We start from the raw sequence: 25,132 nt of genomic DNA, 5'->3' as shown, positions 1-25,132 counted from the left end.
GCAGATGGGGAATATCGTATGCGGTGGCGCTATGCTGCAATGCACATTCGGTGCTGCACCTAGCTCGTTAATGGTGCTCCCTGCGAATATGGTCATGACCGCGATGCCTATTGCCAATATCATGGATAATAAGCCCATGGTGAATATACTGCCGTTTGGGATGTGCAACTCCCCATCCAATCCGATGGTGGCAGCGGCAACCGCTGCGGCTTTTGGCGTTTTGACCCCGATGCCCTGCATCCCTGTCACTGCAGCCCCTTGGGCACCCGGAGCGCCTACCGTCCTTGTCGCGAATATGCCCGCGCTTAACAATAGCTCCAAATGCATGTGTAACTGGGGCGGTGTTATTTCCGTTGGGCAGCCTGGTCAGATGACGATTCAGGTCCCATAAATTCTTCTTTTTTTACAATTGAAACAAGGAGTGAGAGCATTGGAGCCGATTAAAACGATTGAGAAAGTGCTAAAGCCTATCGTAGCACCTTTCATCGGACATATTATGAAGGCCATCCTGACCGTAGGAAGGCTGCCTAAGCTAGCGATTATTAAATTTCAGCAAATGATGCGAACCATGTTGCAAACGCGTGAATCCTCTTTAAAAAACTACGTTTTGATCGGCTCCTACTACATCTCCAAGAGACTGCTTATTTTCATCCTATTGTTCATCCTTGTTCTCATTTTCTTCATTTTTATTCGACCACCTAAGATCGTTAATAAATGGTTCAACCGCGTGCCTGTACTTCAGGAAAACACAGCTAAGTTGGGCAGCTTTTCGGGTAATGGTAAAGTCGTTGTCGATCCGAAAAAAGATAAAAAAGAAGCTCGCTATGTCGGCGATCTGGTTGATGGTCTTTATTCTGGTAAAGGTAAGCTGTACCATGACAACGGCATCCTCGCATACGAGGGTGATTATGAAAAAGGTCTCAAAAATGGGAACGGCGCTCTCTATGATGAACAAGGACACCTGATTTACAAAGGCGCCTTCACGGCGGATGTCTATAATGGCGCTGGCGCCTTGTACGATGAGAAGCAGCGAGTCATCTATACAGGCGAGTTTCAAAATGGCAAATTCGGCGGGGCTGGCAAGTTGTTTGTACCTAGCGGTGACTTGCTTTATGAAGGAGCCTTCAATGGCGGCATGTATAATGGCGCTGGCAAGCTCTTTTCCTCGGGAGGAATCATCCAGTACGAGGGAGAATTCTCCGCAAGTTTGTACAATGGGGCAGGCAAGCTTTTTGATGCGAAGGGCATTCTCATGTACGAAGGCGGCTTCAAAAATGGCAGCTACTCCGGCGAGGGCACGGAATTCTACCCTAGCGGCATGATGAAGTATAAAGGTCAATTTCTTGTAGGTTTATATAACGGCGAGGGCACCTCCTTTGATGAAAAAGGCGTACCGCGCCTCAAAGGCGCGTTCCAGAGCGGCGCCCTGACCGGCGCCGGGGAAGCGTATGACGAGTTAGGCAAACTCGTCTACAAAGGGGATTTCAAGGCGAGCGTCTATGACGGCCTTGGCACGGTGTTTGACACAGACGGCGCGCCGCTACTGCGGAGCTTCTGGGCAGGCGGCGCAGTCAGCCTGCAGGGCTTCATCGGTTTGTCCAGCAAGAAAGTCGAAGACTTGCTGGGCAAACCGGCGGAAGTGACGCTGCAGGATGACAGCGTCATGCTCGCGGGCCAGGAGGCGGCGGTCGCAGACGCCTCCGATGTTGCTTCGCCGCCTGCCGATGCGGCAGGCGCGGGGGCTAGCGCGGCAGCAGGGGTGAAGCTGCTGCTGAGCTACCCGGCCTACCAGTTGTCGCTGCTGGTAGAGCCGTCGAAGACCAACCCGAAGGAAGCGGTGGTCACGTCCCTTAGTATTTGGGGCTCGAAGCCTCTAGCGCTGCTGCAGCCAGGCATCGAGACGTTCAAGAAGCTGAACGAGCCGAACGATGCAGGCTACAGCGTCATGGAGCTTGAAGTAGGCGCCGGTGCTGGTGCTTACAAGAACAGTTACTTTAAGGGTGATTGTCTATTCACACTCACCCATTTCAATAGAACCAAAGAAGCTCACCTGTTGCAGGTGAGCTCAACGAAATAACCGACTACGCCGTCTTCTTAGGACGAGTGCATTTATTGGAAAACAGGGTGCTGGTGGTCCTGGTTGTACTGGTTGTACTGGTGGTCCTGGTTGTACTGGTTGTACTGGTTGTACTGGTTGTACTGGTTGTACTGGTTGTACTGGTTGTGCTGGTGGTCCTGGTGGTCCTGGTTGTACTGGTTTTACCGCTGGTAGAGTTGGGAGTGGTAGATTTGGAGGAACGCGCACGCTACAGATTTGCATTAACCGGAAAAAATACAGCTATTAACGCGAAGTTTCTTCGAAAACTCGATTTAACTGGAAAATATGTTGTTAAAACTACCTCTTTTGTTCCACTTGACTAAATTGTATGAATTTAACTGTATGTTTTCCATCTATTGCGCGTTTGATTGGAAAATCTCGAAATATAACTGTATAAAATCCATCTATTTGCCTGGAGCACACGGTTCGGAGGTACTTTACGGGTGATCAGGGTTCTGAGACGGCAGATTTAGGCGACTTCGCTCAAGAGGTTGTTGATTTTGGGTAATTTGACTGCTGAGACGAGTGCGTTTATCAAGGCTCGACCAAATAAAAGCCTCTGGCCATGATTTCCGTGGCCGAGGCTTCTTTAATTCGATGAACCCTCCCGAAATTCTTGCAGGATTCTGCTGGCTTCATTGCGGTCCACGACCTGCAGCTTATTCAATATCGTCGAAACGTAGTTGGCCACAGTTTTGGCGCTGATCGCTAAACGTGCGCCGATCTGGGCATTGGTGTGACCTTCAGCAATCCGCTCCAAAATCTCCATTTCACGTTTGGACAGTTCAGATAGTGCCGGATGTTCCGAGGGATTGAGTGTTCTCGGTTCCGAGAAGAAATACATCATGCGTGCCGCAATATCGGAGCTGAAGACAGCACCGCCATTGCCAACCATGCGGACAGACTGAAGCAACTCGATTTCGTCAGCGTCTTTGAGCACATAGCCTTTGGCTCCAACACGCATGGCGGTAAAGACCGATTGATCGTCACGGAACATGGTGAGTATTAGCACATGGATGTGCGGATATTTCTCTTTAACTAACCGGGTGGCTTCAATCCCATTGAGCCCTGGCATTCGAATGTCCATTAATATCAAATCAGGCTGACATTGTTCCACGAGCCCCAAAACTTCTTCTCCAGATGCCGCTTCTCCCACGACGATCAAATCTTCCGTGGTTTGAAGCAAATTTCGGACACCGCTTCGAAATATCGGATGATCATCTGCAATCATTATTCTCATCGTCTGTCATTCTCCTCTACACCGATTTAAACTACGTTCAAGACAAGGGAATGACCGCCAAAACCCTGGTCCCTCCGCCTGCAGGCCGATCAATGTTGCAGTGCCCCCCTAATTCAGCCGCCCTTTCCCGCATTGAAACCAGCCCAATCCCGCTCTTCCCCTCAGCAACTGGATGAACTGACAAAGGAGCAAAGTCTGCTCCATTATCTCTAATTTCCACCTGAAGCTGACCGGTTTCGGACAATTCCAGCCTTACCGTACAGGAGGTAGCTTTGGTATGTTTCACGACATTAACTAGAGCTTCCGTGGCAATTCGATACACCGCTACTTCAACAGCAGCTGGGAGTACAGGCAGCGGCCCAGGTGCATACAATTGAATGTCCAGCACCTCAGTGCCCTTCTCCCCGGCAAGCAATACCGCAGGCTTGGATAGGAGGGTAATCCGTTCCTGTATAGCCCCGATTAGCCCAAGTTCATCCAGTGTTGGAGGGCGCAGGTCATGAACCAGTGTGCGAATTTCCTCCACCGTTGAGCGAATGACTTTGCGCAACTCCCCCAGCATTTCAATCGCTACTTTAGGCTGTTTCTCGACATAAATCTGAGCAGTCGCCGCATTCAGCGCAAGGGCAGCCAGCTTAGGTGCCAAATCATCATGCAAATTATTACGAATGTACAGGCGCTCTTCTTCTCGCGCTAGCACCAGCTTTTCCCTTGACTCTTGCAGGTCCTGTGCCAGCAGCTTCATCCCCTGCGTCATATGCCAATTCTCCACAATGGGGCCAGCTTGCCTGAGGAGAACATCCAAAAATTTGTTATCTTCCGCCGTAAATCCTTCCCCCGCTGATCGGCTGGCTATGTGCAGGGTTCCCATTTCTTTGCCGCGAAGAATAATTGGCAAGACATGTTGTTCATAAAGTAGGCTGCCTGCCGAAGCAACTAGTGTCGTCTGTCCGCCGATACCGGTATAAATGGCCGTATAGGGAATTCGCAGCGCATCCTTCACCGTTCTTACAACAGCATGCAACATAGCATCAGAATCCTGAGGTTGAATCAACTGATTGCCTAGCTCAAGCAGCACCGCATAAGGATCGTCGTGGCGGCCCTTCATTAGCCGATTTATTTGCCGCTGCAACCATTCTTTTAGAGGTGCGAAAGCTGCCGCCACAATCGCGGTTGCCAGTAACGAAGCGACATAATGATCCCCAGTTTGAAATACTCGGCTTAAATAAAAAACAATCACTGTATAAATAAGCACGATGCAAACTGATAACGATCCATACACCAGGGTCCGTTTGACTAGCGGATCAATATTCCACAGTCTTTGCCGCAGCACGGCGAACATTAATGTAATGGGAATAGCCGTAAGGGAGGCATTCAATACGCCGTTCAAATATACATACGTCATTGCTGTTCCATCATTAAGACTAGGATCAAACAACGCACTCATGCCAATGAATCCAACAATGCCAATGGAAGCTCCATAAACAACCCATTTCGTCTGTTGCCGCTCGGCAGCAGTAGCCCTATTTCGAAACCGATATACTTGGGAATAGATCAAAATTAGTGTGGATGAGCCATACCAGAGAAACTGGAACATGGCCGGGATATGAAACTTTTCCCACATCTCCCCTTCATAAACGAGCGTCATCACATCCACGATCATAATCAGCACAAAAACGAAGCGCGACCATTTGGGCACAAATTTGCCATTTGGAAATAGTAAGAGAAATAAGGATAAGGAAACCCAACTTAGCATGGAAATACCTAAGAACCAATAATGGGCAAAACCAGCTCCTTCGGATGCCGCCATGACTAACGACGGAAACGTTGATCCGAAAGACACCATTGCGACGACTGCCACCAGCCCCATCGGTTCACGGAATCCTTTCCAAAGCACGATCGCCGATGTCATATAAAAAACGAATGTAAACACAACATCAATGAGTACGAATAACAGTCCAAATTGCTCCAAGCTAAACCCATTTGCCGGTAAAGGCATGGCAGGAACGAGATTACCGCAGCCATGCAGGATACATTTTCCTACCAGTACTTTGTAGTACTGTGGAATCAAACTTACATATAGCGCAGCTGTCAGTAGACTGAAGCTGAGTACAAAAAGCTGTGCAATCCGCATCACCCACAACACTTGCGGCTTGTTAACAGCTTCTGGACCTCCTGCTCTGCTCAGATTTAACATTCATCTCACCCGCCATTCTTTCTTCATGAATCTTTGCCTGTTTGTATTATAGCTTGCTGGAACGTTAGCTGAATATGGCTATTGATCATTTTCCCGACTCGGACCTCCGATTCCCAATTCGCACCCGCGAATATTCCCAAAAACCAGGAACGCAATGCTCTATTCTCCGTGATTTCCCTTCCAGTAATCTAAAGTATGAGCAACACACTTAACAATTGGAGGATGAGTAAAATGACAGAGCAAAAAGTTATCAAATGGCTAGGCATGATTTGTATTTTAGCAGGAATTGCAAGAATGGGGATGACCCCTGCCTCGCTAATTTGGGGAACGGATAGCACGCAAGAATTGACGACAGGATTAATAGCTTGCATCCTCATGTCTGTCGGATCTATCGCTTTTTACCAGGTACAATCCCGTGAAACAGGGGTCACCGGTTTTATCACGATCCTCGCCATCATCATTGGAAATATACTAACAACTGCGATGTTGTGGTCCCAATTTGCTGCTGGCGGCGCAGATGCGGTCCAACCGGAAGGGTTGCTGGTTAACATTTCACGAATGTTCGGTATGATTGGTTTCCTTGGAGGTACTTTGGTGTTCATGATCCTAACTTTCTTGGCAAAAGTTTTTCCTCGTTGGGTACCTGCGCTCATGCTGATTATGATTCTCGCAATGTTTTTGCCGATTGCCGATAATAAATATTTTGCTTTCTTCTGGGGATTGTCGTACGTAGGCATGGGGTACTGCATTTGGACTAAAAAGTTGATGAACGCTGCGTTATCCGCATCCCAACTCTCCTATGATCGAGACAAATTAATATCAGGGTAACCTTATAGGTGATATGGTCGTGAAACACACAGACCGCTCTCTCTCCAGCAGGAGAAGGGCGGTCTTCTTCTTTCCACCTTCTTGTTCTCCCACCCAACAGAAAACCGCCTTAACCTCGGAGTTAAGACGGTTGGATTTATCTCTATAGAGAAACTTCAAGCTCACTCATATATGTGCTGGATACTCCGTCAGACGGACCAAATTCGAATTCCGTAGACTCGGCAAATTGGCCAGTATAATTGATTCTAATCAGCATCGGCATCGGAGCATGACCTTCAGGCACCCATCTGGCTGTAGCCTTATAGCGGCCGATAGGTATATTGTCGATTCCAGCTCCTCCGGCAATAGGACCTCCACGTTTAATGATTGTTTGTCCTGGGCTTCCGTCAAGTAGCGGACCAGTCGGTGTAAGTGTCAATTCTAGATCGTTCATATTGAACTCTGGCAAGGTATCGTCGAAATTCTTGAAGTTCGGATAGACATACATCTGACCATTAAAATTAGACCAAGTAAAATTACGGACAGCTCCCTTGCTTCCTGAGACAGGAAGATCACCGTCGGCTTCTAACTGAAACATATACGTTTTACCATTAAATTGCTTCTTTACATGAGCCCCCATATGATAGGTTGTAGACATTTTCGGCAGCTCGATTAGATAGTGCCCTGTTTCATCGGTGACTCCTAGGATGTTGCTGTCATACATAAACGTGTTATCTGCAAAGACACTGACTTCTGGAATCGGTTGGCCGCTCGGGTTTCGGACATATCCTTTGACAACATAGGGTTCAACCTCCTCTTTGACAGGGTCGGACGGTGTTGCAGGCGACGGAGTCGGTACAGGATTTGAGACGATGTTCGGCTCGTCAATCTGGATTGTGGTTATGCTCCCGTTTCTGGAGTAAGTGACTTTATAACCTATGCTCTCCGCTACAAAACGTAAAGGGACTAGCGTATTTCCGTTCACAATCTGTGCAGGTACCTCCATGCTAACTTCATTTCCATTCACTTTTGCGATGGTGCTGTTGATCGTTAATTCGATGGTAAGTCCGTTCTTTGTTCCGATTGCCTGTTGGCTATCTCCCGAATCAATCCATTTTACCTTAAAGCCTAGCGTTTCAAATAATTTACGAAAAGGAACTAACGTTGAACCGTCTTTGATGACGGGACTGACCTCACTAAATGTCAACTCTTGCCCTTTAAAAAACACACGGATTATCACACTCTCTGCTGGTGCTGGAGAAGGTGTCGGAGAAGGTATAGGTGATGGTGATGGTGATGGTGATGGTGATGGTGATGGCGATGGCGCCGTTGGCGATGGCGATGTGCCGCCAGTGGTCATTGATTTTTTATATTTAATTGGTTTTGAAGCAACCGTTCCTTGCGGCGTCTCGATTTCCAGCACATAATACTGCGTCTCTTTGATCGTGCCGTTATCGCTTGCGTATAAATTAAAGGTCAGCTCACCTTCGAATTCCCCCACAGGCTCTCTAACATCTTTGCGAAATCCAGGGTTCACAATTACCGTTTCATGCGTTGTGCCTGTTGAGGTTATAATCGTCTTATCCTGAACAATACCAAGCAGCCAGCCAGTCGTTACCCGGTTCGTTCTCCACACGCCTTGAGAATTATCCTTGCCATAATCATCGGTTGAACGCAGTACAACGCTATTGATGACCGTTTTCTTTGCCAAATTCAACTGCAACTTGAAGTGACCGTCCTTCTTGCCTTCCGGTGTAAAATCTACGGAACCGACGACATCAGCCCCTGTATCAAGCAAGCTGAATTCCTTGATTTGTACACCTTCAGGTGTCGTCTCACCAAACGCCCCTACCATTGCTCCAAACGAGAGGCTTCCCGCCAATAATAGAGAAAGTGCTGCCGTTTGTTTGAAACTGCTTAATTTTACCTTCATGTGTTCAGTCTCCTTTTCTTAACTTTTAATGTAGATGAAACAGAGTGAATCCTTTCATTTCCTACATTTTACATCGGGAACATTCCCGTTATCATGAGGCACAGCCAGGAAGTGATTGGGAACATTTAGGTTGAAATTGGGAAGCGCTGGGAACAAAGCTAAAAAAACAAGCCTCTAGAATCGCTTCTAAGGCTCGTTTCGTGTTTAGGGAGACCTACTTGAACCCCCCAAATTCATTTATTTTTCACTGCACAACTGATTCATCCCCTAACTCACTTGCGAATAAGGTAATATCCTCTTTCGTCAAAGGAGTAACGAGCGCAAGTTCCTTCCCAAGCGCTGTTTCAATCTGTTCCCGAGCCGCTTGCGTTCGACCGAGTTTTTGAAGCGTTCGCGCATAGAAATAATAGGACTCCGCGTGCTTAGGCGTTTTGGCGATCACCTTGGTATACATCTCATCCGCCTCATTCAGACGACCGAGCATATAATAGTTTTGCGCTAAGTTATCCATAATGGTGATATCGCTGTCATTGTAGGCGTAGGCTTCGAGGTTATAAGTAAGTGCCTCTTCCAAGTCTCCCTGCAAAATTTGAAAATAACCATAATTCCCATAGACCAGTGTGTTTTTGACCTCGTTTGCTAGTTCTTGCAACATGCTCAAAGCCTCGTCCCGCTTGTTCTTCAACCAGTACACCGTGGCCACATTGAGCTTCGCTTGTATGCGAATATCTGAAGCTTTCGCTGATTGAAGGACCTCTTCAAACATTTGCTCAGCCTTGGTAAGATCACCTGTCTTCATTAACAAATAACCATATCCAATCTGATGTTTTGGCAGAAAGGCTTTCGAGACATACGCTTTTTCCATCCAAATCAACGCTTGCTCACGATCACCCTTCATATAGGCCAGATTGCCCCTCTGAGCGTACATAGCAGATCGGTTCACATAAACAAAATAACCTAGGATGACCACGATTGCAGCTACCCCAATTAACCAGTTAACCTGAAACGCCATAACAATTAAGACAATTACAACGATAAGCTTAAGAATACTTTTAAGGATTGGCGGCATGCAAACTTCTCTCCTTTACAAACGCTAGTAAGTTGTAAACATTGTACCAAAAAAGTAGACACTTCTCCTAAACAAAAATAAGACCGAATGACCATCTGTTACATAGATGGCTTCGGTCTGATACAAGGTAGAACCTATGGCAGAGCTAATTTCCCCAAGATCGTCGGTCTTTCTGCTCCCGTCGCCGCTGGAACGTTGTTCGGCTCTCCTTGGATGAATGCATTGCCGAGCAGTGCAAACAGAATCGCTTCCTTGGCATCTGCTGAAATACCAAGTTCATCTGACGTAAGAATGGTTTGCTCAGGCAGTAAATCTGCCAGCATCCGAAGCAGCGTGCGATTATGCGCACCGCCGCCACTCACGATCACTTCCGCAATGCTACACTGTGGCAAAATGTATGCCTGATACCCGCGTGCAATCGTATGCGCGGTAAAAGCCGTCGCTGTCGCCACGATATCCTCGTGCGAAAGCCCCTGCTCCAGAGCAGAAACCAGCCATGCCGAGGCATAGGCTTTCCCGAACATTTCACGGCCCGTCGTCTTCGGAGGCGGTTCTTGGAAATACGGATGTGCGAGCATGTCCGCTAGCAATCCATTATGTACCTTGCCTTTGGCAGCCCAATCGCCATTGGCATCGTACGAAAGCTTCCCTTTGGATAGCTCATACACAACCTGATCCATCACCATATTCCCCGGGCCGGTATCAAAAGCAATCATACCGCCATCCGCACTATCGGCCGGAAGAGCCGTGCAGTTGCCAATTCCGCCTATGTTTTGAAGGATTCGGCCCTTATCCGCATCTCTGAACATGAGATCGTCGCCATAAGGTACAAGCGGTGCGCCTTGCCCGCCAACAGCTATATCCGCTGTCCTAAAATCACCAACGACAGGTTTGCCTGTTCGTTTGGCAATGACGGACAAATCCCCGATTTGCAGCGTTGATTTGGGAAGAAAACGGTCCGCTTCATCCGCTACTGGGATGTGCCAGATCGTCTGCCCATGCGTCGAAATCAGATCGATGTCGTCCATGCGCATGTTTGCTGCTTGGGCCGTTTGGATTACGGCATCTGCGAAACGCTCTGCTATAGCGAAGTTCATGCCACACACTTGCGCAACATCGGAATGCTCGATCGTGCATAATCGCTTAAGCTTTTCTCGCGTCTCCTCATCAAAAGGCAGACTCTCAAAGTGAAGCAGCTTAATGTTCGTCTCTACGCCTCGCCCCTCTATGTGGACAATGGCTACATCAATGCCATCCAGGGAGGTGCCAGACATGAGCCCCGCAATGGTTAGGGAAGCTTTATTCAAAAGTGTACGCAACATGATAACTCATCTCCATTCTTTCATTTTTGCTGAAATAAGATCAAACGGATTAGAAAGGGAAAGTAGATGTCCTAAATTGGCCGAAATCGGACAAAACGATACCTAAGGGGAACGTAGAGGCACTATCGGGTCGATTTTCGTGCGTTATGACGGTTTTCAACAAAATAGGATACTGTAGTTCCCTCTCGATGACGATTTTATCTATTCCCTCCAAGATAGAGCATTCTAGTTCCCTGTCCATGGCCTGGGGGGGGGCTTATGGGTTAATACCTTTTATTTTCAACAAATCTATTGGGATTGCGAGAGTATGAGATTGTGCAGCCTTGGCCGAATTTGTAAAATGTGTTCCGTTCGACCGAAATGAACCCGATTGGTAAGAAAAATGACTTGCAGATCCTGCTCAGGCTCGAACAACAGGCTTGTACCTGTAAAACCAGTATGTCCGAAAGAATGCTCGGAGGCATAGTCACCGCTAAATAAGAAGCTCCTCGGATTTCTAAGCAACCAACCCAGCCCCCGAAACTCTTGGTCATACGGTGTAAAGTTACGGGATGACAACTCGATAGCTGCCCTGGAAATAATTCTTCGTCCMTTAAAAACGCCCTTCTGCCGGATCATTTCAGCATAATTCGCTACATCGTGAACCGTCGAGAATAACCCCGCATGACCGCTTATACCGTGCATGAGCTCTGCTTTTTCATCGTGAACAATGCCTGCCTTGTACGCTTGACGCTGTTCCGAAAACTCGGTAACCGCATAACGCGTTTCCGCGAAGGTTGGGCAGAACCCCGTTTCCGCCATCTCCAGCGGTTCAAAAATCTCCCGTTTGAGATAGGTGTCGAACGCTTCACCAGTCACAGATTCAATGATCAGATAGAGCAAAATAAGGCCAATGTCACTATACACAACCTTGATTCCTGGGGGATGGAGCGGCCGTTCGTTTAAGATCAGATCCACCAGCTCGTCCCTGGACAGATGCATGAGTCCTCTCATACCTGGGATATCCGCCCTAAGCCCTGAGGAATGTGTTAGCAGATGAACAATCCGGATGGGTTCTTCCTGAAAGAAGCGAAATTGTGGTAAAAAACTCCCAATCGGATCAGCCAAAGTAAGTTTCCCTTGATCCATCAACTGAAGCACAGCAGGCAGCGTTGCAACTACTTTGGTCAGTGAAGCCAAATCAAAAACCGTATCCACGCTCATCGGAGCAGCTTCCGGATACATCACTCGGCTCCCATAGGCTTGCTTCACTACTTCTTTCCCTCTTTGGGCGATGTAAAGGACTGCTCCAGGTAGATGACCTGCGGCAATTTCTTGTTCGATGAAGTTGCTTATCTTAGCGATATCCCAATTGGACATAACGACTGTGCTCCTTCAGTTTTATTGCTTTGAATCCGGAAGTGAGATAGTCGATATAATCGACTATCTCGCTACAATAGCAGCTATGCACGGGAGTTAGTCGAAATATTCAACTATCAAGACTCCAAAAGTCCATTCTGCGCTCCCGCAAGTCGATAAATCGACTTACTGACCCCCACTAGCCTAATAGTCCGAAATTGCCAAATTAATCTAATTAAAGCTACCATTAAATCTTATTTAGTCCTAAATAACCCAATTAAATCGACCAAAACAAGTCACATGCCAGATAAATGGTTAAATAATTCGGCAAAACCGGACTAATGGTCTTTCTACATACGTAATCCTCAATTTAAGTCGGAGAAATCGGACTAAACGCAGCAGCTTCTGGAAAAAAATAGACTTGCAACTTCCGTCACTGAACGCTCTCCCATCTCCAGCCCGCTGGATAGTCAGAACCAAGCGACACCGGCAAACGCCCTTGCGGTGTCACCATTCCGAGCAGCGCACGCGCCGTACTTTGCAGCGCCAGCGGCCGGCTTTCGTAAGCCGCGACGAACGTCGACACGTCCGGGAACTCCAGCAGGTCGTACGGCACGCGCAGCGCGACAACGACCAGCGGCTTGCCGAGCGCTTGCAGTTCGCGCACCAGCGCGACCTGCGCAGGATGGAATCGGGCGTTGTACGTCCCGATGACGATCTGCTCCGCGGCCGCCGCTTCCGCTAGCACCGCTGCGCGGCGCTCGTTCACCTCCGCAAGCGGGAGCACGCGGTCGAGCACGTCCAAGCCGTGCTCGGCCAGCGCAGCGCCCAAGCTTGCGACGCCCGCATAGGCTTCGTCGACGCCCGACGAAACCGCCGCGGCCACGGTGACCGCGAGCGTCCGCACGCGCGGCAGCGGCAATAGCCCCTGCTCGTCCTTGACGAGCGTGATGCTCGCCTCGCTGAGGCGCTTGGCAACCGCGCAATGGGCCGCGGTCCCGACCTCAAGAGCAGCCTCATCATGAGGCTGCTCAGCTAGAACCCCGCGCCGCGCTTTCAGCGCCAGCAAGCGCCGTACCGAAGCATCGATATGCGCTTCGTCAATGCGCCCTTCGCGCACCGCTTGCTCGATCGCCGCAATGGCGCCGACCTGCAGATCTTGACGGTGGCTGATCAACACCAGATCAGCACCTGCTTCAACTGCCATGACAGCAGCGGCAACCGTACCATAATGCTCGGAGATCGCGTGCATCTCCATGCAATCGGTCATGATGACGCCGTCATACCCAAGCTCCTCACGAAGCAGTCCCGTGAGAACTGTTTTCGAAAGTGTAACCGGCAGTTTCTTAGTCTCTAAAGCTGGGAAATAAATATGCGAGGACATAATCGCATCTACTCCACCCTCAATCGCTTCTATGAAAGGTATAAGCTCCACCGCACGAATTCGCTCTTCATCATGTGTAATCGTTGGCAAATCCAGATGGGAATCGGTATTCGTGTCCCCATGTCCAGGAAAATGCTTAGCGGTTGCCACGACGTTCGCATCTTGGAAGCCCCGTATAGCCGCTCGGCCATACTGAGCGACTTTCTCCGGCGATTCKCCGAATGAGCGTACGCCAATTACCGGATTATCCGGGTTGTTGTTCACATCCAGATCCGGTGCAAAGTTCAGATTGATACCGAGCGAACGCAGCTCTTTACCCGAAATAAAGGACGCATCATACGTTCCCTCTGGACCTGCATCTCCGGCAGCCAACGCCATAGACCCTGGCATTAGAGCAACCCCCTCGGTAATGCGAGCTACCATGCCGCCCTCTTGATCAATAGAAATCCAGAGCGGCAACGTTCCGTTACGCTCCGCAATTTCCTGCAAACGGCCGGATAACTCAGCAATCTGCTCCGTATTCTGTACATTCCGTGCAAAATAAATAACACCGCCGATGCGCTGTTCCACGATTAGTGTTTCCAGCGATTCTGACGGTTCCGTACCTTCAAATCCGCAAAGAATCATCTGTCCGATTTTCTCCTGCAGCGACATCTCATGAATTTCTCTCATCTTTACTACCATCCTCGTCACATAATCACTGCAAACGGTTCAGCGCCATGAGCGCAGCACCGCTAGCGGCATCTCTCTTCGGTGTTATACAGGTCATAGCTGGATAACGTTCTTTGAGCCCATTAATAAAAGCTGTCTGAATGAAGCTATTCTTAAGCAGCGCACTCCCAGCCATCGCAAGATCGCCTTCTTGCATCGAAAGTTTTTCCGCAACGGGTACAACCAGTTCGAGCAACGAATGAGCACTTTTGTCAGCAATAGCCAATGCCGCTTCATCCCCAAGCTCGCATGCTAGGGATAAAATAGGTGCAAGCGCAGCGATATCCTTCTTATTGGTCTGTTTGTCATAGACAAACCCGATGATTTGCCCAATCGATGTCATGCCCAATTGCTCAAACACCATTCCTGTAATGACCGTCGCAGGCAATCGTCCATCATGAGCCCGTACAACGACAGAAAGCAGATCTCTACCTATACTGTAGCCACTGCCCTCATCATCAATGAGGTAGCCATAGCCGCCAGCGCGGTGTGTGTCACCAGCTTCATTTTTGCCATAACAAATTGAACCTGTCCCTGCGATCAAAATGATCCCGAGCTCCTTGTTATGCGCACCGCACAGCGCAGTATCTTGATCGCCGGTAATGAACAGTGGCCCCTTATATCCACACGCCCGAACACTGGATTCCAAACGAGTCGTGACCGTTGGATTGCTGATGCCAGCCGCCCCAATGCACACTTGCGCGCAATGATGAAGTCCACCGCATACACGATCAATTTCCCTAAAAATCTCCGCCAGACTAGCTTGCACACTCGCCTCATCCTGGCCATTATAGTTAATCGCTCCCGATGTAAATGTGTGAACCTCGAGACCGCTCTCGTCGACGATGGTTACTGCGGTTTTGGTGCCTCCGCCATCTAGTCCTACTGCATATCTCTTCATATATAACGTCACCTCCTATTGCCTCTAATGCTCTCTAATACAGATGATAGGGCTGCTTTCTGCGAGCAAATTCACGGCTCTCCTCGCGGAATTGTTCCAACATAGCCGGAACGTCAACACCAGTCTCACGGTAGTGGCTGCCGCCGCCCAACAAATCAATGAATGGTCGTGAACCCTCTTTAAATGGTGGTAAAAATGAAAATTGCTCATAATTTTTCTGAATCGTGTACATCAACGTAACGCCTATATCGATGGGACGAACCGCACGGTTGTCGAGGACATGAATTTGCACGCCTGCGCATTGTTCCCCCTGAAACTTAGAAAAAGTCGGTTTAAAATAAACAGGACGGAACACAACACCTGGCAGCTTTTTCCCATTCATTTCATCCGCTAACTGTTGTGCATCAATGAACGGAGCACCTACGATCTCAAACGGAACTGTCGTTCCTCTGCCTTCCGATAGGTTCGTTCCTTCTATAATACAAGTGCCGGGATACAGCACCGCTGTTTCAAATCGAGGAATGCCAATGGAAGGCATAATCCAAGGACGTCCTGTGTCCGAGAACAGCATGTTTCGCTCCCAACCTTCACAGCGCACGACATGCAGTTTGCCATGCCACCCCTTTTCATCGTTCGCCATCATAGCGACCTCTCCGGGCGTCAATCCGTAGCGCACACTGAGCGGATAGTTGCCGACAAAGGATTCGAAGCCGCTTTTGAGCACATTGCCTTCTACCGTTACCCCATCCAGCGGATTAATTCGGTCCAGAACGACAAATTCTTTGCCCGCCGACGCACAATCTTCCAACGCATAAAGCATCGTATACAGGAAAGTATAGTAACGGGTCCCTACATCTTGAATATCGTAGACGATCATATCGACCTCATCCAACATTTCCTGAGTCAGACGTTTGGAATCTTTCCGGTACAAGCTATAGACGGGAACTCCCGTCAACGGGTCCAAATACGTATCGACCAGCGCACCTGCTGCTAGATCCCCACGAACACCGTGCTCTGGCGAAAACAAAGCCACCAGGTTGAACTTCTCATGAAAGATTTGTATCGTCGATACAAAATCCTTGTTTAATCCAGTAGGTGCTGTAATCAGCCCTACCCGTTTACCTTTGAACAAGTGATCATACTTATCTATACAATCGATACCATTTAAGATCATCGCTGCCTCCCCAAACTCGCCTTGATTTTAAAATGACTGCAACAAGCTTAAGCCTCGTTACAGTCATTTGGTATTTTTTGCTATATAGTTTTATAATTCAATTTTATAATTCCGATTGACGAATACGCATTGTTTCTTCAGGAACCATGAACGTCTGCGCATATTCTTTTCTCGCTTCAAGACCACGTACACGCATCAGATGCTTGTAGTATTCCAAGTATTGGAACGATTTGCTGCCTGTCACGAACCAATGGGTCGAAACCGCCTTCACCCATAGATCAAACGCCTCTTTCTGGAAATCGACATAGACGTAAGGAACGTAGTCAACAGCATCCTCCCAGTTCTCAGCGTAATACAATTTAGCTGCAAAATGAGCTGGCTTCTCTCTCTCGAACGAGGCTAGCCCTGCGAAAAAGCGCGCATCATTCACAATACGGTGAGTCGTCATATGATCCTTATGCATGCTGTTTTTAAAATGCGTAATAATTACGTTCGGCTTCACTTCGCGAATCACATCGCATACGCGATAGCGCATTTCTTCGTTATCTTGCAGTTCACCGTCCGGAATGTCAAAAACGATGGAATCCCCGCCTAACATCTCAGCAAAGGTTTTAGCCTCATTCACTTTTTGTGCACGATATTCCTTCATGTCTTGTCCAGCAGGAACGCCACGTTCCCCAGCAGTTAACGCTAAAGTAACAATTCGATCACCCTTCAGAGAGTGGTGGGCTAATACACCGCCTGCCGTTAGTTCCGCATCTCCGACGTGACCTCCGATAGCTAGAATGGTCATTTTTGGCTCGCTCATTATGCAAACTCCCTTCTCATGACAGCAAATAGTTTCACAGTTTGAAAACCTGCTCGTTCATAAATCCGGATGGCTGGGTTCGATATACCTGTAAATAGCGACATATATTCGGTCCCCATTTCCTGAAACGCTTCACATAGCTTGTAAAATAAAAGACTGCCTAAACCATGACCCTCGTGCTCAGGAAGCACACCGATACCGGCAAAATAGCCTCGCCCATTCGCTTGACGAATGACCGGTCCTGCGAAGCCAATGGTCTTGCCTTGATAGGCAGCGATGACAACGGGCACGCCATTTGCCGTGGATGCGCCGATCTCCTTTTGCCACAATGGATTCCCAAAGCCCTCCAGCATGTCTTCCACACCAACGTGCTTACCCGGGTCAAACGTTTCAATCGTGTACCCTTGAGCGCTCGCTTTGGTTTCTTTCACGCTAAATTCCTCTGGCATCGCAAACGCTGACAAAAGGAGATACATGGCGCATTGCTTCGCACGTTCGGCATAGCCTGCACCAAGCAAAAACGTATATAACTTACTATCCACTGGTACACCCGGGGCATTATTGTGCTCATGCTGATGTGTATCCGGGATATACCATGGCAATAACATCGGATTGAAAAAGAGGATATCGGCTTGCTTTTTACCTAACTGTTTAAAGCGGTCTTCCAAAGCAGTTAATAGCATTAAATAGTTATCATCGGTATCAAAACCGCTTGCTAAGACGATACACGTGATATATCCAGCAACATCGCCAAGCGGAAGATCATCCCCCGTACATCCACAGGCAAAACCGACGACCTTATCATTGGCTAGTAGAAGAAATGTGCCGTCTTTATCAAAATAACGATTTCCCGTGAAGATCTGCTCAAAGCTTTGATCTGTAAGCTCCTTATAGCCATCCTTCATCGCGGCATCATTCCATAACGCGATGACGGCGTGCCGATAGGAAGCATCCCATGTTATCAACATGCTGCAGCTGCCTCCTTTTGACCCGACTGATTAACCCTTCACTGCACCTACAGTTACGCCTTCCAAGAAGTACTTTTGTAGGCTAAAGAACAGAATAAACATCGGTAATGCTGAGATTGTTGCCCCAGCCATCATTGGCGCGATATAGGTTGTGTTGGCAAAACGGAAGTTTTTGAGACCAACCTGAATCGTCTGCATTTCCATCGTATTCGTAACGAGAAGCGGCCAGAAGAAGGTGTTCCAGCTATCCATAAAGGTCAGAATTGCCATAACTGCCATAACCGTTTTGGATAGTGGCAAAATGATACGAATATAAATTTGGAACTGGCTGCATCCTTCGATTTTGGCACTTTCCATAATCTCGTTCGGGATACTGCTCATGAATTGCTTCGCCAAGAAAATGTTATACACGGTTACTAGCCCCGGCATAATCAACGCACTGTACGTATCTTGTAAATTAAATACATTCACAACCAGAATGTACAAAGGAACTTGTGTAACTTGATAAGGAATCATCATGGACATCAGCAACAGTCCGAACAGGAAGCCTCTACCCTTGAAGCGAAGCTTCGAGAAAGCATACCCCGCCATACTGGCAAAAATCACGTTTGAGACCGTTACCGTTGCAGCCACGATAAGTGAATTCAATAACCACCGATAGGAATACTCACTGTAGTCAAAGAAAAACTTAAAGGAAGCAAAGGAAACTTTGGTCGGGAAAATGGAATAACTCACCGCACCAGCTTCTACAGGATCTCCGAGTGCAGAAATGAACATAAAGTAAATCGGGAAAATCGTCGCCAGAGCAAAAAGAAGAAGGGCGATAAAAATGATGGAGTTACGCATTGTTTTTACTTTTGGATTGCCTGCATGATTGCTATATAAAGACATTTTTTATCTCCCCTTTCCTAGTACTCGACGTCTTTCCCCGCGTATTTAAATTGAATAACCGATATTACTGCTATGATGACGGCTAGAATCAGAGATTGTGCCGCTGCTTTGCCAAATTCAAAATACGTAAATGCATTGTTGAAGATGAGTAACCCCACCATCGTCGTTGCATTGTTAGGTCCACCACCTGTCATCAGGTAAGCGTTCTGGAACACCTGGAAGGAACCGATCACACCAGTTACTAGCAGGAATAAGGTTGCTGGTTTAAGACTTGGAACGACGATGTGCCAAAGTTTTTGGAGAAAATTCGCTCCATCAATCTCAGCCGCTTCATAATACGTATCATCAATTCCGAGCAAGCCGGCCAAATAAATAATGATACTGGTACCATGACTGGACATCCACGACATGAATACCAATGAAAACATAGCTGTTTTACTAGAACCCAGCCAGTTCTGATTCTCAAAGCCAAAGAAATGAATAAGTTGATTTAAAATTCCACCCTCTAAAGGATCGAAAATCCATAGCCATACAACGGATAAAGCAACACCTGAAGCTACAACAGGTAAATAGTAAATACCTTTAAAAAAGGACTGTGTTTTCTTTCTAAGCGGCAAAATCAAGACTGCAATCGCCATGGAGAGAAACAGGTTAACCGGCACAGTCAATACGGTATACACAAGCGTATTTTTCATGGCTTGCCAGAATAGGCCATCCTTAAGTGAGCTTGCATAGTTATCAAAGCCGACATAAGTGGAGCCTAGTGGTTTATACTTTTGCAAACTAATGATAAATGCACTTACGACCGGGTAGGCTGTAAACATGGCAAACACAAGTAAGGACACAGCAATAAAGATATATCCCCAGGCGCCATCTCCCTTAATTCTTTTTCGCTTTATCGACTTCGCCATTACTGCCATACGATTCAACCCTCTTTTCACAACTTGCTTAAAATGATTCGGATAGTCGTGCAATGTTCTGCCCGACTATCCGAGGATTATACCCTATTCTTAGTCTTTAACGATTCCGTCCGCACCGAAGGCAGCAATGGCAGCAGCTTTAACAGCTTCATACATCGCTTCAGGTGTAACTTCACCTGCAATTAGACCTTGGAATTTAGGAACGATCACTTCTGTTTCTAGCTTGATCGCTTTAGCAGACAATTCAGATGGAATGTCAGAGCGAGCTGGTGTTGCATTTTTAAGCATATTATCAACAGCTGCAACGTTGTCAGGGTTTCTTTCAATCTTCATGTTGGCTGCTTCTTTTTTAGCGCTTTGTGTAATGTGTGCGGCGAACAAATCGTTGTTCGTCGTTGCTGCAACCTTACCGCTAGCTAGGAAGTAAGCGGCTTTTACGACGTTTGCTTTGTGTTCTGCAGTTGGTTCTTTTTTACCACGGAACGTCATGTAACCATCAACAACTGTAGCAGCCGAAGGTTTCGCACCTTGGAACGTTGGCGCTGGCAATACGATGTAGTCAACTGGGATACTGTCTTTTACTGCGGAACCGTCAGCAGCTTTAATCTTCGCGTTATTCGTTTTTGCAGAGTTCTCGAATGTAGCAAGACCTTTACCTGTGATCATCGTTTGTCCTGTTAAGAACATGTTCCAACGTTTACCTGCATCTACAGAGCTAAGCTCTTTCGGCATGGAACCATCGTCGATCAATGCACGAAGATCTTTCAGCAAGCCTAAGTAGTTTTTGCTAGTATACGCATATTTCAAGTCTTTATTAAACGCATGCGGCATGCCTGCATTTTTGGCCATAATCCCTAGGTAATCCACAGCGGCAACGCCTTTTACCGCGAATACGAAGCCATATCTTGTTTTACCATTCTCAGTAACTACGCCTTTTTTGATCGCTTGACGGAATTCATCGTACGTCCAACCGTTTGTCTGTACTTTTTTCCAATCAATGCCGGCCTTCTCTAAGAACTCTTTGTTACCGCCAAGTGCATGAACTTCCATATAAGCTGGGAAGCCGTACAAGCCTTTGCCGTTCTTCATATATTCAAGTGGAGCTTTATCGTAATCACTAATCATTTCAGGCGTTGCTGTACTTGTAATATCCATCAACAAACCTTGCTCGATGTACTTCGGAATGCCGTCAGATCCACCAAAAGCGATATCCGGCGGGCTACCTGCATTCACTTGTGTATCTAGCTTTTGTTTGACATCTTCCCAGCTAGCTGGTTCGATTTTCAACGTAAGATTCGGATATAGCGCCGTGAAATCTTTGGAAATTTGCTCGAAATTCTTCTGATAGTTCGGTGAAACCGGAGGAAGCAAAGCTGTGATCGTGTCTTTCGCAGTACTGGCCGTAGCTGCAGGAGCTGTTGAACCTGCTGGTGTAGTCGTTTCTTTCGTACCAGAATTACCACCACAGGCTGTTAGAGCCATTGTTAAAGCTACGACAGAAGCTAATACGGGCATTTTTCTTTTCATGAAAAACAAACCTCCTAGGTTAGGGATCCTTGATTGTAGCTCAAGTCTCTCCTTTTTTGTTTTAAAATGATCAAACCACTTTTTGAAAGGTACGTATGGCTCTCTTCAAACTACCCTCACACTGCTCTAACGCGTCGATCGCTTCCTTCACTTCCATGCCGGTTTTAATCATCATAATGGCAAGTTTACAGTTCATGGACGCTTTCTCAAGATGAGCAATCGCTGTGGATTCATCCACCCCAGTCGCAATCCGAATAATGCGAACGGAACGATCGTACAACTTGATATTACTAGCCTTCATGTCAACCATGAGATTGTTATACGTCTTTCCAAGCTTAACCATTGTTCCCGTAGTCAGCATGTTAAGAACCAGCTTCTGTGCTGTACCCGCCTTCAGACGAGTAGATCCCATAATTACTTCCGGCCCAACCACTGGCGCGATGCATACATCCGTAACAGCTACTAATTTGGAATTCTTGTTATTCACGACACCAATCGTTGCAGCACCAATTTCTTTCGCTTTCTTCAAGCAAGCAATAACGAATTGTGCACTTCCGCTAGCCGTAATCCCAATTACCGCATCCTTCGCTGTTACTCCGCATCGTTCAATGAGGGCGACCCCCTCCTCAGCGTTGTCTTCAAAACCTTCCACTGCGGTTCGTAGTGCTCCATCGCCACCGGCGATATGACCTTGCACCAACATTGGATCAATGCCAAAGGTTGGAGGACATTCAGAGGCGTCAAGCACACCGAGTCTGCCAGAAGAACCAGCTCCTACGTAGAGCATCCTGCCACCGTTTCTGAGAACTTGATGCAAGATATCAACCGCTTTCACAATCTGCGATATCTCGGCTCCGACTGCTGCTGGAACCAATGCATCCTGTTCATTCATCATCTGGAGCATTTGCTCTGTTGAACATTCGTCAATTGTCTGTGTCTTCTCATTAATCTCTTCCGTAGTTAAACCCGATAGATACTCATCCATAGCTGCTGTCCTCCTGCCTGCTGTACTCTTTACTGGTCTAATATTAACGAAAAATTTCACATTGGTCAATACTTTTTGAAATTTTATTTTAATATAAAATAAATAACTGAATTTTTATTTCTTAAATTTCGACAAAAAAACGACGTCTGCCAAGACATCGTTAGTGTTTTCGATCCGCTTATTTTCTATGCTTACTGCTGGCAATAATGTCGTGTGTTTTGGACAAATACTTCTTCACATGCTTATATTCGCTGCTCGCTACCCCTGCAAAAAGAATATCAATCACCGTCAACATCGCAATGCGCGAGCCCATAGCTCCGCTTCGAATCGTGATCTCAGGTGTCGAAATACTAAGCACGATATTCGCATTATCCGCTAAGGCGCTTTTATTATACTTGGTAATGGCAATGATTGTGGCGCCATTCTTCTTGGCGATTTCTAGCGTATCTAGAATTTCAATCGTGCTGCCCGAATTGGAAATGAAGATCGCGACGTCACCTTTTCCAAGCAACGTGGCTGCCGTTAGTTGACTATGGCCATCCGTGTAGGTGTGGCACATCTTGTTGATGCGTGAGAATTTCTGCTCAGCATCCATCCCAACTAGACCAGAGGCACCGATCCCGAAGAAAACAATACGATTGCATGCCACTAACACTTTGACCGCGCGGGCAATTTCATTTCGATCAATGACGCTGAGTGTGTCTTCTATGGATTTGCTATTATTATGCGAAATGTTAGAGATAATCGTTGATAGATCATCACCTGGTTGGATATCTGTGTATTGGTCCTTCTGCTCCTCATCCATCGACCCCAGCGAAGCTGAAATGCTTACGATAAAGTTGCGATAGCCCTTATATCCCATCGTTTTGCAGAAGCGCAGTACAGAAGCATCACTTGTTTTCGTAGATTGCGCGAGACTCTTAATCGAGAGATGCGGGATCTCGTCCACATTATCTAATATATACTCAGCTACTAACTTCTCCACGGGAGTTAGGCTGTCTTTCATATCGCGAATTTTGATCAAAATATTATCATTTATTGACATATAGTTTCCCTACTCACCATAGATTATCCCAGCTGAAATCACCTTCATCATACGGATTATTAGGCGAAAACACAAGATGCTTTTGTAAGTTATTTGTAAAATTTAATAGCATTATTGAAATTTAATTTCATAAAAATTAATAAAAAAGAAATTAATTTGCAGTATGTAGAGCTGCCATTCTTAGCGTGATGCTTTACTAGCAGCGAGATTTAGTTGTTTGGAATTGGTGGATACACTGAGGAGGATTCAGTGAAAATCGTTATTTGCGCGCATGATAGACAGTTAGTTCACACGGGTGAATGTTGCGGTCGAAAGAACAGCAAAAAACATGTTCAAGCGCTTCTTCTCGAGCGGGTTTCTTTGTTTTGCGCGGTGCGCTCTCCATGCAGAAATATTTGATCCAAGACCGTCTTTTGATCTTACATATTTTACCATAATGTCCCCCTGCTGAAATCCTCCCAGGGCAACCGCCGCCTGTTAACTTACTTCCTCCACCAAAGGACGGTCTTGTATGAAATAACTGGATTTTATGTTGTTACCCCACCCGAATTGGCTGACTTTGGAGGATTAGCTGGATTTACAAATTTAATTTGGTGCATTTTCACCAGATGAGCATGTACTTTTAGCAAACTGCTCTCTCCATACAACTATCTTTCACTGTTTTTCATCATTTCCCCCTTTCCTAGAGCCTACTTCAATATAGCTATATCCCCTGCGTGCTTCAACGCAATCCTGCCATTTAGTTTAATCATTTCGAGCAGTATTACGAATAATTAGTTTAGGTGTATTTGAAGTTGAGTACCAATCAAAATGAGAATGCCCACTAAATGAAATCGCTAAATGTGCACAGGAGTGGGGCAACAATTCAAGTCATAATCTTGAGGCATTAATGTCTCCCATTTATCCCAAAACGCCTCGTTTTCGCTGGTTTCAATTAATTTCTCCTTCAGCTTAGTGTGTTTAATAGCCAGTTTCATTTCCTTAATAAGCTTTCGGTTTATCTTCAAAAGTATGACCGGCTGAGGCGGGGAATCCCCCGGTTTTTCGGCTGAATTGGCGGTTAAGTTCAGCAATGTTTCAGCTGCAGAGCTGAATATTGGATTTATTTTCCATTTAATACAAAAACGCAAACGGGGCCACTCCATCCGTTAATTCATTACGAATGGAATGGCCCCAGTAGCTTAAGCCTGCTATTACAACGCTTCGGTAGCTGTTAAAAGATCCTGCTTTACCATTCTTGAACTCGTATGCTCTGAGTAGTAGAGTAACCATTTCCTCGGCGAGATTGGCGCCTTCGGATCAAATATCGTTACAAATTTGCCTTGCACAACGCCAGCCTTTACGGCAACGGATACCGCATCCCCATACCAGTCGCTGGACTAGTTACGTTATCATGAATAAGAACTTTCCACCACAACCGAATTAAGAATTAAGTTTCCGAAAGCCAGTTGTCGAGAATCCATCTTGCTACTGCCGCAAGGACTTGAATATCGATTTTGCCGCTATTAAAGATATCGGCAGCTTCGATTTCACTCCAGTTGGCATCAGTTGACTTCGCTCCATAATACTTGGAGATAACGGACAGATCATTGATGGTGACACTCGTCTGACCCTGAACTAGCGTAACAATCTTCGTCAGGAATGTTTGCAGTGCCGTATTCACATCTGTTGTCATCGTGTTTACTTGCGTCTGCGTTGCTGCCGAACTGCTTAATACTGCGTTAGCCCTCGATATAGCCGCCTGCAATTCCGCTCTCGCAGCCGCCGGATATTGACCGACTTTGGTGCCTTCGGTCACTGCATCATACTTGCTT

22 protein-coding genes are annotated in these 25,132 nt (G+C 46.9%); 4 read left to right on the top strand and 18 right to left on the bottom strand.

Translation table 11 applies throughout. The features are described from left to right. Positions 1-4: 4 nt before the first annotated feature. From AC1DLM_RS06675 to AC1DLM_RS06665, 3 genes are read left to right on the top strand one after another with little or no spacing between them, the layout of a single operon-like run. Positions 5-391, top strand: a complete 387-nt coding sequence (locus tag AC1DLM_RS06675; RefSeq protein WP_441988175.1) for a DUF4280 domain-containing protein — start codon at positions 5-7, stop codon at positions 389-391. Between the two features lie 39 nt (positions 392-430). Then, on the top strand, positions 431-2,077 hold the full coding sequence (locus tag AC1DLM_RS06670) for a hypothetical protein (protein ID WP_477569491.1): 1,647 nt from the start codon (positions 431-433) through the stop codon (positions 2,075-2,077). 35 nt (positions 2,078-2,112) lie between these two features. Then, complete coding sequence (locus AC1DLM_RS06665; protein WP_477569490.1) at positions 2,113-2,421, top strand: hypothetical protein; 309 nt, start codon at positions 2,113-2,115, stop codon at positions 2,419-2,421. 266 nt (positions 2,422-2,687) lie between these two features. Here AC1DLM_RS06665 and AC1DLM_RS06660 read toward each other — a convergent pair whose 3' ends face one another. Then, complete coding sequence (locus tag AC1DLM_RS06660; protein ID WP_477569489.1) at positions 2,688-3,338, bottom strand: response regulator transcription factor; 651 nt, start codon at positions 3,336-3,338, stop codon at positions 2,688-2,690. 37 nt (positions 3,339-3,375) lie between these two features. After that, positions 3,376-5,535, bottom strand: coding sequence for a sensor histidine kinase (locus AC1DLM_RS06655; protein WP_477569488.1), 2,160 nt, complete (start codon positions 5,533-5,535; stop codon positions 3,376-3,378). A gap of 231 nt (positions 5,536-5,766) precedes the next feature. On the opposite strand from AC1DLM_RS06655, the gene AC1DLM_RS06650 reads away from it, so the two are divergent. Then, positions 5,767-6,363 carry a hypothetical protein gene (locus AC1DLM_RS06650; protein WP_477569487.1) on the top strand — a complete coding sequence of 199 codons (597 nt, stop codon included), beginning with the start codon at positions 5,767-5,769 and terminating at the stop codon, positions 6,361-6,363. Between the two features lie 142 nt (positions 6,364-6,505). On the opposite strand, the gene AC1DLM_RS06645 is transcribed toward AC1DLM_RS06650, so the two are convergent. The 16 genes from AC1DLM_RS06645 to AC1DLM_RS06570 all read right to left on the bottom strand — a co-directional run. Continuing rightward, positions 6,506-8,275 (bottom strand): stalk domain-containing protein, encoded by a 1,770-nt coding sequence (locus AC1DLM_RS06645; RefSeq protein WP_477569486.1) that lies wholly within the window; start codon positions 8,273-8,275, stop codon positions 6,506-6,508. Between the two features lie 244 nt (positions 8,276-8,519). Beyond that, entirely contained in the window at positions 8,520-9,344 is an 825-nt protein-coding gene (locus AC1DLM_RS06640; protein WP_477569485.1) for a tetratricopeptide repeat protein, read from the bottom strand. Between the two features lie 134 nt (positions 9,345-9,478). Beyond that, on the bottom strand, positions 9,479-10,666 hold the full coding sequence (locus AC1DLM_RS06635) for an anhydro-N-acetylmuramic acid kinase (protein ID WP_477569484.1): 1,188 nt from the start codon (positions 10,664-10,666) through the stop codon (positions 9,479-9,481). Between the two features lie 288 nt (positions 10,667-10,954). After that, complete coding sequence (locus AC1DLM_RS06630; protein WP_477569483.1) at positions 10,955-12,025, bottom strand: serine hydrolase domain-containing protein; 1,071 nt, start codon at positions 12,023-12,025, stop codon at positions 10,955-10,957. A gap of 412 nt (positions 12,026-12,437) precedes the next feature. Beyond that, positions 12,438-14,060: a beta-N-acetylhexosaminidase gene (gene nagZ, locus AC1DLM_RS06625; RefSeq protein ID WP_477569482.1), complete on the bottom strand. Its 1,623-nt coding sequence runs from the start codon at positions 14,058-14,060 to the stop codon at positions 12,438-12,440. Between the two features lie 25 nt (positions 14,061-14,085). Further along, positions 14,086-15,000: an N-acetylglucosamine kinase gene (locus AC1DLM_RS06620; RefSeq protein ID WP_477569481.1), complete on the bottom strand. Its 915-nt coding sequence runs from the start codon at positions 14,998-15,000 to the stop codon at positions 14,086-14,088. A 34-nt stretch (positions 15,001-15,034) separates the two neighbouring features. After that, a complete protein-coding gene (locus tag AC1DLM_RS06615; protein WP_477569480.1) occupies positions 15,035-16,174 on the bottom strand; it encodes an exo-beta-N-acetylmuramidase NamZ family protein in 1,140 nt (379 codons plus the stop codon). A 103-nt stretch (positions 16,175-16,277) separates the two neighbouring features. Then, positions 16,278-16,982 (bottom strand): PIG-L deacetylase family protein, encoded by a 705-nt coding sequence (locus AC1DLM_RS06610; RefSeq protein WP_477569479.1) that lies wholly within the window; start codon positions 16,980-16,982, stop codon positions 16,278-16,280. Next, positions 16,982-17,950, bottom strand: coding sequence for a GNAT family N-acetyltransferase (locus AC1DLM_RS06605; protein ID WP_477569478.1), 969 nt, complete (start codon positions 17,948-17,950; stop codon positions 16,982-16,984). The genes AC1DLM_RS06610 and AC1DLM_RS06605 overlap by 1 nt, the downstream gene beginning before the upstream one ends. A 30-nt stretch (positions 17,951-17,980) precedes the next feature. Next, positions 17,981-18,841: a carbohydrate ABC transporter permease gene (locus AC1DLM_RS06600; protein ID WP_477569477.1), complete on the bottom strand. Its 861-nt coding sequence runs from the start codon at positions 18,839-18,841 to the stop codon at positions 17,981-17,983. 17 nt (positions 18,842-18,858) lie between these two features. Further along, complete coding sequence (locus AC1DLM_RS06595) at positions 18,859-19,761, bottom strand: carbohydrate ABC transporter permease (RefSeq protein ID WP_441988160.1); 903 nt, start codon at positions 19,759-19,761, stop codon at positions 18,859-18,861. Between the two features lie 90 nt (positions 19,762-19,851). Continuing rightward, positions 19,852-21,288, bottom strand: coding sequence for an ABC transporter substrate-binding protein (locus AC1DLM_RS06590; protein ID WP_477569476.1), 1,437 nt, complete (start codon positions 21,286-21,288; stop codon positions 19,852-19,854). 70 nt (positions 21,289-21,358) lie between these two features. After that, positions 21,359-22,273 (bottom strand): N-acetylmuramic acid 6-phosphate etherase, encoded by a 915-nt coding sequence (murQ, locus tag AC1DLM_RS06585; protein WP_477569475.1) that lies wholly within the window; start codon positions 22,271-22,273, stop codon positions 21,359-21,361. A gap of 178 nt (positions 22,274-22,451) precedes the next feature. Continuing rightward, a complete protein-coding gene (locus AC1DLM_RS06580) occupies positions 22,452-23,318 on the bottom strand; it encodes a MurR/RpiR family transcriptional regulator (protein ID WP_171632211.1) in 867 nt (288 codons plus the stop codon). Between the two features lie 836 nt (positions 23,319-24,154). Next, on the bottom strand, positions 24,155-24,448 hold the full coding sequence (locus tag AC1DLM_RS06575) for a hypothetical protein (protein ID WP_477569474.1): 294 nt from the start codon (positions 24,446-24,448) through the stop codon (positions 24,155-24,157). Between the two features lie 299 nt (positions 24,449-24,747). Beyond that, positions 24,748-25,132: hypothetical protein (locus tag AC1DLM_RS06570; RefSeq protein ID WP_477569473.1), on the bottom strand; the 385-nt coding region annotated here is incomplete at its 5' end.

It is taken from the genome of Paenibacillus sp. 01T442 (assembly GCF_056398345.1).
This window is presented reverse-complemented; position numbering and strand designations above follow the sequence as displayed.